Source organism: Propionicimonas sp., from assembly GCF_034927565.1.
In the GTDB taxonomy this organism is placed as follows: Bacteria; Actinomycetota; Actinomycetes; order Propionibacteriales; family Propionibacteriaceae; genus Propionicimonas.
This window is the reverse complement of sequence record NZ_JAYFPT010000038.1, coordinates 31,301-46,123: the sequence shown is the minus strand read 5'-3', so window position 1 is coordinate 46,123 and position 14,823 is coordinate 31,301. Positions and strand designations below refer to the sequence as shown.

11 protein-coding genes are annotated in these 14,823 nt (G+C 70.4%); 7 read left to right on the top strand and 4 right to left on the bottom strand.

Annotated elements, in window-relative coordinates; genetic code table 11:
• Positions 1-26 precede the first annotated feature (26 nt).
• A complete protein-coding gene (locus tag VB080_RS07835) occupies positions 27-2,933 on the top strand; it encodes a YhgE/Pip domain-containing protein (RefSeq protein ID WP_323417880.1) in 2,907 nt (968 codons plus the stop codon).
• Positions 2,934-2,946: 13 nt separating this feature from the next.
• Positions 2,947-3,564 carry a TetR/AcrR family transcriptional regulator gene (locus VB080_RS07830; protein ID WP_323417879.1) on the top strand — a complete coding sequence of 206 codons (618 nt, stop codon included), beginning with the start codon at positions 2,947-2,949 and terminating at the stop codon, positions 3,562-3,564.
• A gap of 11 nt (positions 3,565-3,575) precedes the next feature.
• On the opposite strand, the gene VB080_RS07825 is transcribed toward VB080_RS07830, so the two are convergent.
• Positions 3,576-4,178, bottom strand: a complete 603-nt coding sequence (locus VB080_RS07825; RefSeq protein ID WP_323417878.1) for a YdeI/OmpD-associated family protein — start codon at positions 4,176-4,178, stop codon at positions 3,576-3,578.
• Between the two features lie 78 nt (positions 4,179-4,256).
• On the opposite strand from VB080_RS07825, the gene dapB reads away from it, so the two are divergent.
• Together dapB and VB080_RS07815 are read left to right on the top strand one after the other, a co-directional pair.
• On the top strand, positions 4,257-4,997 hold the full coding sequence (gene dapB, locus VB080_RS07820; RefSeq protein ID WP_323417877.1) for a 4-hydroxy-tetrahydrodipicolinate reductase: 741 nt from the start codon (positions 4,257-4,259) through the stop codon (positions 4,995-4,997).
• Position 4,998: 1 nt separating this feature from the next.
• On the top strand, positions 4,999-5,697 hold the full coding sequence (locus VB080_RS07815) for a DUF2993 domain-containing protein (protein ID WP_323417876.1): 699 nt from the start codon (positions 4,999-5,001) through the stop codon (positions 5,695-5,697).
• Between the two features lie 3 nt (positions 5,698-5,700).
• On the opposite strand, the gene VB080_RS07810 is transcribed toward VB080_RS07815, so the two are convergent.
• Positions 5,701-6,255: a GNAT family N-acetyltransferase gene (locus VB080_RS07810; protein ID WP_323417875.1), complete on the bottom strand. Its 555-nt coding sequence runs from the start codon at positions 6,253-6,255 to the stop codon at positions 5,701-5,703.
• A gap of 95 nt (positions 6,256-6,350) precedes the next feature.
• Here VB080_RS07810 and VB080_RS07805 point away from each other — a divergent pair, with 95 nt between their 5' ends.
• Both VB080_RS07805 and rpmB read left to right on the top strand, forming a co-directional pair.
• The gene (locus tag VB080_RS07805) at positions 6,351-8,033 is read left to right on the top strand and encodes a ribonuclease J (RefSeq protein WP_323417874.1); all 1,683 of its coding nucleotides are present in this window, start codon (positions 6,351-6,353) and stop codon (positions 8,031-8,033) included.
• A gap of 215 nt (positions 8,034-8,248) precedes the next feature.
• Complete coding sequence (rpmB, locus tag VB080_RS07800; RefSeq protein WP_323417873.1) at positions 8,249-8,434, top strand: 50S ribosomal protein L28; 186 nt, start codon at positions 8,249-8,251, stop codon at positions 8,432-8,434.
• 44 nt (positions 8,435-8,478) lie between these two features.
• Here the strand turns inward: rpmB and VB080_RS07795 are convergent, their stop codons facing one another.
• On the bottom strand, positions 8,479-11,265 hold the full coding sequence (locus VB080_RS07795) for a DUF2804 family protein (protein WP_323417872.1): 2,787 nt from the start codon (positions 11,263-11,265) through the stop codon (positions 8,479-8,481).
• Positions 11,262-12,545: an MFS transporter gene (locus tag VB080_RS07790; protein ID WP_323417871.1), complete on the bottom strand. Its 1,284-nt coding sequence runs from the start codon at positions 12,543-12,545 to the stop codon at positions 11,262-11,264. The genes VB080_RS07795 and VB080_RS07790 overlap by 4 nt, the downstream gene beginning before the upstream one ends.
• Before the next feature lie 51 nt (positions 12,546-12,596).
• Between VB080_RS07790 and VB080_RS07785 the strand changes: the two genes are divergently transcribed.
• The gene (locus tag VB080_RS07785; RefSeq protein WP_323417870.1) at positions 12,597-14,810 is read left to right on the top strand and encodes an ATP-dependent DNA helicase RecG; all 2,214 of its coding nucleotides are present in this window, start codon (positions 12,597-12,599) and stop codon (positions 14,808-14,810) included.
• The last annotated feature ends 13 nt before the right edge of the window (positions 14,811-14,823 follow it).

Genomic DNA, 14,823 nt, shown 5'->3' with positions numbered 1-14,823 from the left:
CGACAACCCACCTGAGAGACGCCTTGATGTTTGCCTGGACCTCGCACGGAACCGAACTCGCCCGTTTCGCCCGCCACCCGATCACCCGTGCGGCCATCGCCGTCATGCTTCTCATCCCGCTGCTCTACGGCGCGATGTACGTCTGGGCGTTCTGGGATCCGACCACCCGGATGGACCAGCTCCCGGTCGCTCTGGTGAATACCGACGTGCCGGCCGCCGACAGCGATGGGAAGCTGGTCAACGCCGGCCAGGATGTGGTCGACGAACTGGTCGACCAGGCACCCCTGCAGTGGCACCAGGTGAGTCCAGGGCAGGCCGAGGCTGGGCTGGAGGCCGGGACCTACTACTTCGCGGTCACCATTCCCCGGACCTTCTCGGCCTCGATTGCCTCGCTGAACGGTGACGATCCGGTGCCGGCCAGCATCAACGTCACCTACGACGACTCGAACTCGTTCCTGGCCTCGACTCTCGGCCACAGTGCGATGGTGCAGATCAACGACGCCGTCCGCACCAGGATCGGCGACCGGGCAGTCGACACCCTGCTGGTCGGGTTGGGGGACGCCCGTGACGGCTTCGGGACGGCATCCGATGGGGCTTTCACGCTGTCGGACGCCCTGACCACCGCCGCAAAGGGCGCCACCAGGCTGAACGTCGGCGCCCAGGATCTCAAGGATGGCGCGGATCACCTGGCCGAGGGTGCTGACCGGCTGGCCGCCGGTACCGGGACGCTCACCGCCAAGACCGGGCCGCTGTCCTCTGGGGTGGCCGACCTGTCCGCCGGCGGCTCCCAACTCGTCGCCGCACTCGACACCCTCGCGGACCGCACCCCGATCCTGACCGACGGGCTGGGACAGCTGAGCGGTGGCCTCACCGCCGCGTCCGACGGTGCGAACCGGCTCGTCGACGGCAGCGGACAGCTCAACGCCGCTCTGGGCCAGGCCCGTGACGGCGTGGCGCAACTCGCCGCCGGCACCGGGAGGCTGAATGCGCTCACCGGTGGTCTGGCCCAACTGGCCGCCCCGGTCACGGGCGCGCCGGCGCTGGCTGCCGGTGCCACCAGCCTGCAGGCGGGCTACGGCGAGTTGACCGCCGGTGCCACCTCCTTCGCCGGCGGCGCCGACGACTACGCCACCGGAGCCGGCAGGTTCGCTGGCGGCGCCCAGCAGTGGCTGGTCGGCGCCCGGGAGGCGACCGCCACCGACGGACCGCTCGGGACGCGCACCGCCGACCTCGCCGCGGGCGCAGGCCGGCTCGCCGATGCGACCGGGAACGGCTCCGAGCTGGCCGACGGTGCCGCCACGGTGGCGGACGGGACCACACAAACCGCCCGGCAATTGGCCGACCTCGACGATGCGCTCGCCAAGGCACAGCAAACGCTGGAGGCCGGGGACACCGAGGCCGCGGCAGCGATCCTCGACCAGGTGCGCCAGGGAACCGCCGTGGCCCACGACAGGGCCGGACAGCTGGCCCGGGCCGCTGCCGACCTCAACTCCGGGATCGGCGACCTCCACGACGGGGCCACCGACCTCGCCTCGGGAGCAGGAAAGCTGCAGGCCGGCTGGCAGCAGGTCAGCGTAGCCGTCGCTCCCGGCGGGCAGCTGGCGTCCGGCGCCGACGACCTGGTCACCGCCCAGGCCGACCTCGTCACGGGTGCTCAGCAGCTGGCCTTCGGCGCTGCCACCCTCACCAGCCCGCAGGCCCGCGGTCAGGTCGACGCCCTGGCGGAGGGCGCCAACCAGATGGCGATCGCACTCACCACGCTGAGCTCGGCCGCTTCCGACCCCGCCACCGGCATCCCCGCCCTGCAGGCCGGTACCCGGCAACTGCTGACCGGCTTCGACAACCCCGACCCCGACCACGGTCTGCTGGCGGCCGGCTCGGCCCTCCACGACGGGGCGACCACGCTGGACGATGGACTGGAGCAGCTGAACGACGGTGCCGGTCGGCTCGGTCAGGGCGCCGGCACCCTGGTCGACGGCGTCGGCCGGATAGCGGGCGCGTCCCACGAACTCTCGGACGGCCTGGCCACCCTGAAGGACAACACCCCGGCTCTGGTAGCCGGTGTCGAGAAACTGGACGATGGCGCCCGCCAGTTGGCTGACGGCACCTCCACCCTCGTCGAGGGCACCACCAGGCTCACCGACAAGACCCCCGAACTGCTGGACGGACTGCACCAGCTGGGCGACGGCGCCGGCGACCTGGCGACCTCCCTGGCCAAGGGCACCGATCAACTGCCCGAGGACAACGCCAGCCTGCGCAGCCAGCGTGGCGAGGCGATCGCCACCCCGGTCGAACTGTCCGACACCCACATCTACCAGGCCGAGTCCTGGGGTGAGGGTTTCGCGCCCTTCTTCATCCCACTGGCGCTGTGGGTGGGTGCGCTGATCACCTGGCTGCTGCTGCGGCCGCTGCAGAGCCGCGCGTTGATGACCTCGGTGAACGGCTTCCGGATGGCGTGGGGGGCACTCAACCCGGCGCTGGGCCTGGGCCTGGGCCAGGTAACCATCATGCTCACCGTGATGCACCTGGCGATCGGGCTGGACGCCGCCAACTGGGTGGCCACCTTCGGCTTTGCGCTGCTCGCTGCGGCCGCCTTCTTCGCCCTCCAGCAGTTCTTCCAAGTCGCCTTCGGCTCCGCGGTCGGCAAGGTGATCGTGATCGTGCTGCTGATGGTGCAGCTGGCGTCCAGCTCCGGCACCTACCCGATCCAGACCACGCCGGAGTTCTTGCAGGCGATCAGCGGCTGGATGCCGATGACCTACGTCGTGGCCGGGCTGCGTGAGGCGATCACCGGCGGTCTGGAGACCCGGTTCTGGTCCAGCGTGGTGGTGCTGGCCGGTATCTTCGTGGTCTCACTGCTGGCGACCTCGATCGCCGCCTCCCGCAAGCGGATGTGGACGATGTCGCGGCTGCACCCGGCGCTGAGCATCTGAGAACGGAGGCTCCATGAACCCCCACCTGGACGCGACCGTCACCGACGGCCGGGTGGCCCGCCGGGTCGGCACCCGGGAGGTGATCCTGGCCGCAGCCACGGAGCTGTTCGCCGCCCGGGGGGTGACCTCGACCTCGATCGAGGACATCGCCGAGAAGGCCGGTATCGCCAAGGGCAGCATCTACTACAACTTCGGCTCCAAGGCCGGGCTGGTCGAGGCGGTGCTGGGCGAGCACAGTGCGCTGCTGAAGCAGCTGCTGGCTGAGGCGACCGCCGGGCTGGCCGGCCCGGCCCGCCGGGCGGCAGTGGTCACCGCCCTGCTGCAGGCGATCCGGTCCCACGCCGACGCCGCGCGGGTGATGGTCACCGAGATGTTCCGCACCGAACGCTCCTGGCTGGAGTCGATCGAGGCCTGGCGTTCGATCATCCAGGGCTCGCTGACCGACGACTTCCTGGCCGAGCACCCGGACTCCTCGCCGGCGCTGGCCTCGGTGCAGGCGGCGACCATCATCGGTGCCGCGCTCACCGCCGGGCTGGACTGGCTGGCGTTCAACCCGGAACTTCCGCTTGAGAACGTTCGCGACGCCGTCCTGCGCACTCTCGGGCTGCCGGGCGAGCCGGGTGGACGCTGAGCCGGGGCGGTTCAGCCCTGGAGCTTGCGCTGTTGCGGGTAGATGGTCTCGCCGCGTTCCAGCATGGCCACGTACCCCGCGATCCGGCGTTCCCGGGTCGCCTGCTGTTTTACCTGGTGCAGCCGGAACAGCAACGCGTACCGGTTCTGCGAGGTGAGCAACTCGAAGTTCGCGGCGGCGCGCGGGCTGGCGGCGAGCGCGGTCGCCAGATCGTCGGGCACTGCGATGGTCCGGCTGCCGGCGTAGGCGGCCTCCCACCTGCCGTCCGCCCGGGCGCGTTCGACCTCGGCCAGCCCTCGCGGACGCAGCCGGCCGGCTGCGATCAACTCCTCGACGATCCCGACATTGCGCACCGACCAGGTCGAGCGGGCCCGCCGCGGCGTGAACCGCTGCAGCCGGGTATCGGCGTCGCGTCCCCGGCTCATCGCATCGATCCAGCCCGAGCACAGCGCCTCGGCCAGGGCCGCGTCGTAGTCGAGCGTGGTCGGGGAGGGTCTGCCCTTGCGCGCCAGCACCAGCCAGATGCCCTGCGGGGTGTCGTCCTCGTGCAGATCGAGCCAGGCCCGCCAGCCGGTGGCGTCGGGCAGGATCAGCGGTTCCTCGGCAGCGTCCATGCGGCGATGGTACGGGCCGGGACCGACGGCTGGCGCGATCCGGCGCCCTAGGATGGGCTCGAGTCGAGGAGGAGCCAGATGATCAGGGTTGCGGTGTTCGGGGCCGGCGGACGGATGGGCGGCGAGGTCTGCCGGGCGGTGGCGGCCGCCGACGATCTTGAGCTGGTGGCGGCGGTGGACGCCGACGAGCCGCGCGAGGAGGTTGAGGAGAAGGCCCAGGTGGTGGTCGACTTCACCACCCCGGACGCCGTGATCGGCAATATTGCCTGGTGCCTGGAGCGCGGCATCCACGTGGTGGTGGGCACCTCCGGGTTCACCGCCGAACGGCTGGACCACGTCCGGGAGCTGGCGGCACTGGCGCACCCCACCGGGGTGCTGGTCGCCTCCAACTTCTCCATCGGAGCAGTGGTGATGATGCACGTCGCCGAACAGGTGGCCGGCTTCTTCGAGTCCGCCGAGATCGTCGAGCTCCACCACCCGAACAAGCTGGACGCTCCCTCCGGAACGGCCCTGGCCACCGCTGCCCGGATCGCAGCCGCACGGACGGCAGCCGGGCTCGGCGCCGTCCCCGATGCCACCAGCAGCGATCCTGACGGCGCCCGTGGCGCGATGGTGGACGGGATCCACGTCCACGCCGTCCGGCTGCGCGGCCTGGTCGCCCACCAGGAGGTACTGTTCGGCACCGCCGGGGAGACCTTCACTCTGCGGCACGACTCCTACGACCGGGTGAGTTTCATGCCCGGCGTGCTGCTCGCGGTTCGGGCGGTCTCGGACCTGCCGGGGCTCACGGTCGGGATCGACTCCCTGCTGGGAGTGTGACGTGGCAGTGCTGAAACCGCTGGCCATCACCGGTGGCGTACTCGTCCTGCTGGCCGGCGGCGCCGTGGTCGGTGACAACCTCGTCCGCGACCAGACCGAGCAGCGGGTGGCCACCTCCGTCCAGGCCGACCTCGGGCTGGAGGCCACACCGGAGGTCAGCCTCGGTGGCGTACCGTTCAGCGCCGTGTTCATCACCCGGAAGGTGCCACAGGGGTCGCTGGTGGCCACCGATGTACCGGTCCAGGTCTCCGGCCAGGCGGTGGCGCTGGACAGCCTCACGGTCCACGCGCAGGACATTGCACTGTCCGACACCGAGGTCGAGTTCGGCTCGGCGACCGGCGAGGCGATCCTGCCGTACGCCGCGCTGAGCGACCTCGCCGCGGCACCGGTCGAGTCGGTCGGGGACGGCCGACTGCAGATCAGTTACACCGCCCACCTGTTCGGCAAGGACCGGGTCGCCGCGGTCTCCGCGGTGCCGGAGTTCGACCCGGCCAGCCAGCAGCTGACGCTCACCCAGACCAGGATCAGCATCGCCGGCTTCCCGCTCAGCGACGACGTGTCGCAAGCGATCATGGACGCGCTGGTGAAGCCGATCCCGCTGGAACTGCCGCTGGGGATCAAGCTCGACACGCTGAACGTGGAGACTCCGGGGCTCCGGCTGACCGCCACCGCAGACGGGCTGCGGTTCCCGCTGGAGTGATCCTCAGGCGCTGATATCGGTGTGCAGCCGGAGCAGCTTCACCCTGGCCTGTTCGTCCTCGGTGCCCAGTTCGGTGTGCGCTCCGTCCGGAGCCCAGCCGGCGATGCCGAGGAAGCCCCGCAGCGGGTCGTCGCTGGAGCGCACCCACCAGGTCGCGCGCGTGAAGCCGTCGGCGCGCAGCGTGTCGACGCAGGCGTGCAACAGGCGGGAGCCGTGTCCCTGGCGCTGGGCGAGCGGGTCGACCGCGAACTCGGCGACCAGCCCGTCACTGGCCGGATCAGCGTCCGGGTCGTCGCTCGGACCGACCGCGGCGAAGCCGACCACGCGATGACTGCCGCTGCCGGAGTCGAGTGCCACCAGGACGCGCAGGCTGGCCAGCGGCGGACGCGCGATTGCGCTCTCCCAGGAGTCGGCCATCGCCGCCAGGCTGAACTGGTCCAGCAGTTGGGCGGCCACCGGCTCGGGGTAGAGCTGCGTCCACGAACGACGCTGGACGGCCGCGATGGCGGCGGCTTCGGACGGCAGGGCCAGCCGGACGGAGTGAGGTTGCGCGGTCACCGGCCCAGCCTAACCGTCCGGCACCCTGTCGCTGATCGGTCGGGGACGGGCCGCCCGTCCGGCGGTATCGGCGAGCGGGGGAATATGGTTGTGCCGTGCGAGAGACTCTGAAGAAGCCGCCCCGACTGACCTCCGACACACTGCGGATCATCCCGCTCGGTGGGCTGGGTGACGTCGGGCGCAATATGACCTCCTTCGAGCTCAACGGTGAGTTGCTGCTGGTTGACTGCGGCGTGCTGTTCCCCGACGAGGACCATCCCGGCGTCGACCTGATCCTGCCCGGCCTTCACCTGGTCGCCGACCGGCTGGACGAGGTCCAGGCGCTGGTGCTCACCCACGGCCACGAGGACCACATCGGCGCGGTGCCCTACCTGCTGCGCCGCCGTCCCGACCTCCCGATCCTCGCCTCCCGGCTCACGCTCGCCCTGGTGCGCGAGAAACTCCGCGAGCACCGGCTCCGTGACGTCGACCTGCGGGTGGTGGCCGAGGGCGACCGGGTGAAGGTGGGCGGTTTCGATCTGGAGTTCCTGGCGGTCAACCACTCCATCCCCGACGCCCTGGCAGTGGTGATCCGGTCGGCGGCGGGCACGGTGCTGCACACCGGCGACTTCAAGATGGACCAGCTGCCACTGGATCACCGGCTCACCGACCTGCGCGGTTTCGCCCGGCTCGGCGAGGAGGGTCTTGACCTGTTCATGGTCGACTCCACCAATGCCGAGACCCCGGGCTTCACACCGCACGAGATCGACATCGAGCCGGCCATGGAGCGGGTCTTCGCCAGCGCGAAGCAGAAGCTGATCGTGGCCTGCTTCGCCTCCCACGTCCACCGGGTGCAGCAGGTTCTGGATGCCGCCGTCCGGCACGGCCGCAAGGTGGTCTACGTCGGGCGCTCGATGGTGCGCAACATGACCGTGGCCCGGGAACTGGGCTACCTGCACGTGCCGGAGAACACCCTGATCGATCTCAAGCAGATCGACAACTACCGCGACGACGAGGTGGTGATCATCTCCACCGGCTCCCAAGGCGAGCCGCTGTCGGCACTGTCGCGGATCTCCAACCACGAGCATCCGGTGATCACCGCCGGCCCCGGCGACGTCGTGCTGCTGGCCAGCTCGCTGATCCCGGGCAACGAGAACTCGGTCTACCGGGTGATCAACGGCCTGGCCCGCAACGGCGTCACCGTGGTGCACAAGGGAAACGCGATGGTGCACGTCTCCGGCCACGCCAGCGCGGGGGAGTTGCTCTACTGCTACAACCTGCTCAAGCCGCGCAATGTGCTGCCCGTCCACGGCGAGATCCGACACCTGATCGCCAACGCTGAACTGGCCCAGCGCACCGGTATCCCACCCGAGCGCACGCTGGTCGTCGAGGACGGCGCGGTGGTCGACCTGGCCAGGGGGAAGGCGCGCGTGGTCGGCAAGCTGGAGTGCGGCTACATCTTCGTGGACGGCTCCACGGTCGGCGACATCGGCGACTCCGAACTGACCGACCGCAAGATCCTGGGTGAGGAGGGCTTCATCTCGATCGTCGTGGTGGTCAACTTCCACGACGACACGATCGTCAGTGGCCCGGACATCCACGCCCGCGGTTTTGCCGAAGACGACTCGGTCTTCGACGCCGTCCGGCCGGAGCTGGTGGGGGTGATCAGCAATGCCCTGCGCGACGGGGTGGAGGACACCTACCAGCTGCAGCAGGTCGTCCGCCGGACGATCGGGCGCTGGGTGAACAACAACTACCGCCGCCGTCCGATGATTCTGCCGATCGTGGTGGCGACCTGACCGCGGCCGCCCCGCCAAATCCGGTTCCAGGACGTCGCCGGAGGGAACATACCCCTCGAACAGGTTTTCGGAACCGGATTCTGCGGGCCCGATCGGCCTAATTAGGTGAGCGGAGCGGGCATCGGGTATCGTGGACAGGTCCCCGTTTCGGTGGACCATCCGTGAGTGCCCGGTTGGTGCGCTTCGGACGCAACGAGACAACAAGGAGTACTCCGGTGGCTGCCGTATGTGACGTCTGCGCCAAGGGCCCGGGCTTCGGCCACAATGTGCCCTGGTCGAAGAAGAAGACCAACCGTCGCTGGAACCCGAACATCCAGCGCGTTCGGGCGGTCGTGGACGGTACCCCGAAGCGTCTCAACGTGTGCACCTCCTGCCTGAAGGCCGGTCGCGTCACCCGCTGAGCCCGCTCACCCGAGAAGACCCGCTGTGGCGGGTCTTTTTGCTGTCACCAACGCTGGTGGACGTCCTCGGCCCAGCCGAACAGGTCGGTCAGCCCGATGGTCAGGCCGTCGACGGCTACCTGACCCGACCAGGTGCCGAAGCACTGGTGGGTGTGGGACGAGACCAGCTTCAGGTCGGTCGCCGAGACCTTGTCGTACTCGGGGGCGAAGACCAGGTCGACGCCGTCCCCGGTGATCTGCCAGGGGGCCAGCCAGTCGTCGGTGTCGTAGGTCCAGACCAGTTCCTGGTTGATCTTGTGCAGCCGGCCGTCGGCCAGCAGCGCGTTCTCGGTGCTGCCGCTGCCGTCAGTCCATTTCCCGCCGACCTGCAAGCCCAGCACCCGACCGCCGGTGCGGCCGCAGCCGACGCCCCAGTTCCAGTGGACGCGGTGTGGCCAGCGACCACGGCCGTGGTCCAGGGTCGCCCAGGCCTCGCCATCTGGCAGGTCGTGGGCGGCACCGTCCAGCCAGATCGTGCCGCTGGCCGGCCGTGCCACATCCTTGACGGTGTACTGGAACAGCCGGTCGTTCCACGGCACCACCACACCCAGGCACTCATGACCAGCCGGACGGTGGACCAGCACGTCCACCCGTACCCGGTCACTGCCGGCCTCGATCCGGGTGCCGCCTTCGACCTCGGTGATGGCCACCTGGAGCTGCCGGGTGCGCAGGGTGGCCGGCCGGTCGCCGAGCGTGCCGGGCAGGTCGATTCCGCTGCCGAACGGGGTGATCACGTCCACCGCGACCGGAGTCCGGGTGGCCCGGTCGAACAGCCACAGGCCGCTCACCCCGGCATAGTCGATGTCGGAGACCACGATCGTCAGCACGTGGTGGGGGGTGGTGATCGCCCAGTACTCCCAGCGCTTGTTGCGCAACGCGCCGACCCGGCCGTGGCCGATTCGGTCGGTGATCACCAGTGGGGTGCGCGACCAGCCGATCGCATTGCGGTTCAGGTGACCGGTTGAGGTGGTGAGCGGCACCGGCGCGGTGAGTTCACGCTCGGTGACGGTCACTGGGGACGACGTCGGCGCGATGGCAGTGGCAAAGGCCGCCCGCAGCCGGGCGTTCGACGCCCGGACGGCCTCGGCGTCCAGTTTCACCACCCGGCGGTCGTAGGTCAGCAGGCCGTTGGTCTCCTGCTCGACATCGGCCAGCTGGGTGTAGACGAAACCGGCCAGGCCGCGATCGAGCGCGGGCCGGAGCTGGTCGTCCTGCAGGGCGAGGAAGGCCTGCTGGAAGGCGTCGCGGTCCGGGATCCGGCGGTAGCCGAACTCGGTGTCGCCGGCGACGTGCCCGGCCACCCGGTGGGAGTAGCCGCCGTATTCGCTGAGCACCGCCGCCCGCGGGTCGCGTTCATCTGCTGCCGAGAGCCGGTAGGGACGGAAGTAGACGTGCCGGCTGGCCATATCCCCCGCACCCTGGTCGTGCCAGCCGCTGGCATGGTCGATCAGCCGGGACGGGTCGAGCCGCCGCACCAGCCCAGCGACCGCTGCGGCGTCGAACTGGCCCCACCCCTCGTTGAACGGCACCCAGCTCACCACGCTGGGGGAGTTCCGCAGCAATGCGATGGTCTGCTCGGCCTCGGCGAGGAACTCCTCGCGTCCGGCGGCGTCCTGGCGTCCGAACCAGGCGTAGTGGCGGTCGTCCAGCCGCAGCCGGCTGACCGCAGGCGCGCTGACCACCCACGGGCGGTACCGCCGTCCGCCGTTGACCAGGTCCTGCCAGACCAGCATGCCCAGCCGGTCGCAGTGGTGGTACCAGCGCAGCGGCTCCACCTTGATGTGCTTGCGCAGCATGGTGAAGCCGAGGTCCTTGGCGGTGGCGACGTCGTGGATCAGCGCGGCGTCGCTGGGCGCGGTGAGCAGCCCGTCAGGCCAGTAGCCCTGGTCGAGCAGTCCGGCGTGCAGGAAGGGCTCGCCGTTGAGCAGCAACCGGGTACGTCCGGCGGCGTCGGAGCCCAGGCCCACCGAGCGCAGCGCGGCATAGGAGCTCACCCGGTCGTCGCCGTAGCGCACCTCCAGGTCGTAGCAGAACGGATCCTCCGGCGACCACGGACGGACCTCGGGCACCCGCAGCCAGTGGAGCTGGTTCGGTGAGCACTCGGTGGCGGTGATCGTCCGGCCTTCCGCGGCGAGGGTGAGCTGGACGGCGCCGGCCTCCGGACCGTTGCCGCGCACCCGGACGCCCAGCCGGGCACCGGCCAGGTCGGGGACGAGTTCCAGATCGCGGATCCAGCTGGCCGGGGTCGACTCCAGCCAGACGGTCTGCCAGATCCCGGACTGGGCGGGATACCAGATGCCACCCGGACGGAGGGTCTGCTTGCCGCGGCTGCGGTAGGAGGTGTCGGTGAGGTCCCGCACCCGCACCAGCAGTTCGGCCTGGCCGTCGCCCAGAGCGTCGGTGATGTCGACGCTGAAGGGCAGGAAGCCGCCGGCGTGCCCGCCGACCCGCAGGTCGTTGACCCAGACCTCGGCCTCGGAGTCGACCGCGCCGAAGTGCAGCAGCACCCGGTCGCGGCAAAAACCCGCCGGCAGGGCGAGGCTCCGCCGGTACCACAGCGCCTCATCGGGCTGCAGCGTACGTCCCACCCCGGACAGGGCTGCCTCGGGCGAGAACGGCACCAGGATCCGGCCGTCGAACCGTGGTCGTGTGGTCTGGCCCGCCGGGGTGATCGCGTAGTCCCAGTACCCATTGAGGTTCAGGTACGACTCGCGGACCAGTTGCGGACGGGGGTACTCCGGCAGCACCTGATCGGGGTCCAGGGCTTCACCCCACGGGGTCAGCAGGCTCATGGCCGGTACTCCAGAACGGGCGCCGCGGTTCGTCGCAACAGCCGGGCTGGCAGCGTGGAGACCACGGCGACCGCCGCAGCGGCGATGAAGATCCAGGGGGTCGGAACCTGCTTGACCACGCCCAGGTCGACGTAGGTCTCGGCGGCATTGGAGATCACCGCCGCGCCGATGAACGGTCCGATCACCATCGGCACCAGCACCACCGCGATCATCCGCACCCCCTGCACCTGCCCGGCACTGTCGGACGGCGTCAGGTTGCGGACGGTCGCCGACAGCGCGGCACCGGCCAGCAGGTAGGAGCCCATCATCACGATGCCGGCCAGGATCACCGGCACCAGCCCGCGGGCGAAGAACATCGCGACCAACCCCACGACGAAGCCGCCAGTGGCCGGGATCACGGCGGCGACCAGGTCGCGCCGGCCCAGCAACCGCGCGCCCAGCACGCTGACCAGCGATGCCCCGATCAGCACGCAGGCCAGTACCAGTGGGTACTCCGGCATCGCCAGGTAGGTGTTGACGTAGATGATCAGATAGGGCAGGAAGACCTGGAAGCTGATCCCCAGTACCGCCCAGGTCGTGAAGGCCAGGTAGAGCCTGGGCTGGCGGCGGACGGTCGCCGGCCGCAGGCCGTGCAGCACGGTGTCGAGGTAGGTACCACTCGGTTGCGGGGTGGCCGTGTTCCCGACCCCGAACCAGGCGATCACCCCGACCACGGCGGTCACCCCGCCGACCAGGCCGAAGAAGGCCGTCCACTGGCCGGCCTGGGTGAGCGGGTCGAGCGCACCGAACACGATCAGCATGCCGAGCAGTGGCAGGGTCTGGATCACCCCGTCCACCTTCGCCCGGTTGGCCGCGGTGGTGGAGTCGGTCACCCAGGCCTGATAGGCGGCGTCGTTCGCGCCCGAGCCGAGGAAGCTCATCACGGCGTCAAGCGTGATGATCGACACCACCGCGATCGCCACACCGTTGGGTAGCGACGGATCGACGCCGACCAGGCCGAAGCCCGCCGTGGTCAGCCCCCACAGCAGGTAGCCGATCGCGATGAACTCCCGCCGCCGGCCCGCCCGGTCCGACCAGGCGCCCACCAGCAGCGTCGCCAGGGTCGCCGCGGCGGCCGAGATGGCCACCATCGCGGCGATCGCGTTCGGGGCGTCGGTGATGGTCTGGTAGACGAACACGTTGAGGTACATGTTCTCGATCGTCCAGGCGAGTTGCCCGGTCAGTCCGAGCAGGATCACCCACAGCCACAACCGTCCGCCGACCCTGGCATCGTCCGTCACACCGTGCAGCCTAAGGGGGTTCGTCAGCCGGGGCCATTACGCTGGGCGATCGTGGATCCGGAACTCGGCGGCTGGCGGACGGAGTTGGTGGCGGCGCTGCATGCGCCGCTGTCCGGTGTGCTGGGCGCCAAGACCGCCAAGGAGTTCACCGCGCTGCGGATCCACACCGTCGGCGACCTGCTGCGGCACATTCCGCGACGCTACCTCAGCGGCACCGAGCTGACCGACCTGGCCACCCTCACCGAGGGCGAACTGGTGGCGGTGTTCGCCCGGGTGGCCCGGATCAACCGGGTGGACGGCAGCGACGGCGGTCCTGGCCGGCGACCGCGTCCCGGCCGCCTGGAGGTGCTGTTGACCGACGGTTCCGGACACCTGGCGGTCACCTTCTTCGGCCGCACCCGGCTGCTGCACTGGTGGGAGAACCAGCTCAGCAACGGCGTCGCCGGGCTGTTCGTCGGCAAGGTCGGCAGCTTCCGTGGCCAGCTGCAGATGACCCACCCCGAGTTCGTCATGCTGGACGCCGCCGGCCGGATCGTCGGCAAGTCCGAGGAGAAGGCCCGGATGGCGACGCTGGCCCAGTCCGGCCTGGTGGGCATGTACCCGGCCACCGCCAAACTGCCCACCTGGACGGTGGCCGAGTGCGCCCGGCTGGCGCTGGCCACGCTGCCGGCGGCGGAAGATCCCTGGCCCGACTGGGTGCGGGAGCGTGCCGGGGTGCTGGGGCTGGCCGACGCCTTCACCGCCGTCCACGCCCCGCTCGACCTCGATCAGGCTGAACGTGGTGCCCATCGGCTGCGGTTCGACGAGGCCTTCGCCACCCAGCTGACCATGGCCTACCGGCGCAATGACGCCAGCGCACATTCCGCTCGTCCCCGGGTCCGGCTGGCCGGCGGCATCCTGGACGCCTTCGATGCCCGGTTGCCGTTCCGGCTGACCAGCGGCCAGGTGGAGGTCAGCACGGCCATTTTCGAGGAGTTGGCCCAGGACCGGCCGATGCAGCGGCTGCTGCAGGGTGAGGTCGGTTCGGGCAAGACCGTGGTGGCACTGCGGGCCATGCTGGCGGTGGTGGACGCCGGCGGACAGGCGGCACTGCTAGCTCCCACCGAAGTGCTGGCCGCGCAGCACTACCAGACCATCAAACGGCTGCTCGGCGACCTTGGTGGCGGCCGGATGCTCGGTGCCCCGGAGATGGCCACCGATGTCGTGCTGCTGACCGGCTCGGCGCCGGCCGCCGCGCGGCGGGAGACGCTGCTGCGCGCGGCCAGTGGCGAGGCGGGGATCGTGATCGGTACCCATGCGCTGCTCTCGGACCGGGTGCAGTTCGCCGACCTGGGGCTGATCGTGATCGACGAGCAGCACCGGTTCGGGGTCGAGCAGCGCGCCGTGCTGACCGGCAAGGCAGACGCTCACCCGCACCTCCTGGTGCTGACTGCCACGCCCATCCCGCGATCGGTGGCGATGACCATCTTCGGTGACCTGAGCGTCTCCACACTGGCCGAGATCCCGGCCGGACGGCAGCCGGTCAGCACCGTGGTGGTGGACGCGTCGCTGCGTCCGGGCTGGGTGGAGCGCGCCTGGCAGCGGGTGACGGAGGAGGTCGCCGCAGGCCGACAGGTGTTCATCGTCTGCCCGCGGATCGGTGGCCAGGGGAGTGCCGACGGTCTGGGCGTGGTCGAGCTCGCCGAACAGCTGCGCACCGGTCCGCTGGCCGACCTCCGGCTGGGCGTACTGCACGGCCAACTGCCCAGCGACACCAAGGACCAGGTGATGGCCGCGTTCGCCGGTGGCGAGTTGGACGTCCTGGTCGCCACCACGGTGATCGAGGTCGGCGTGGACGTCCCCAACGCCACCATGATGGTGGTCTGGGACGCCGACCGGTTCGGCATCTCGCAACTGCACCAGCTGCGTGGCCGGATCGGACGCGGCGAGCACCCCGGAGTGTGCCTGCTGATCACCCGGGTGCCGCCGGGCGAAACGGCCCGTGATCGGCTGGACGCGGTCGCCGCCACCACCGACGGCTTCGCCCTGGCCGAGCTCGATCTCGAACAGCGCCGCGAGGGCGACGTGCTGGGCGCCAGCCAGTCCGGGACGCGCTCCAGCCTGCGGCTGCTGCGGGTGCTCGACCACGCCGACCTGATCGCCGAAGCCCGCGAGCTCGCCGAGGAGGCCGTGCGGCGCGACCCACAGTGCCGGACTCCGGGTTTCGCCGACGCCGTCCGCGAGACCGGCCTGCTGGCCGAGGGTGACTGGCTCGAGAACGGCTGATCAGTAGCCTGTG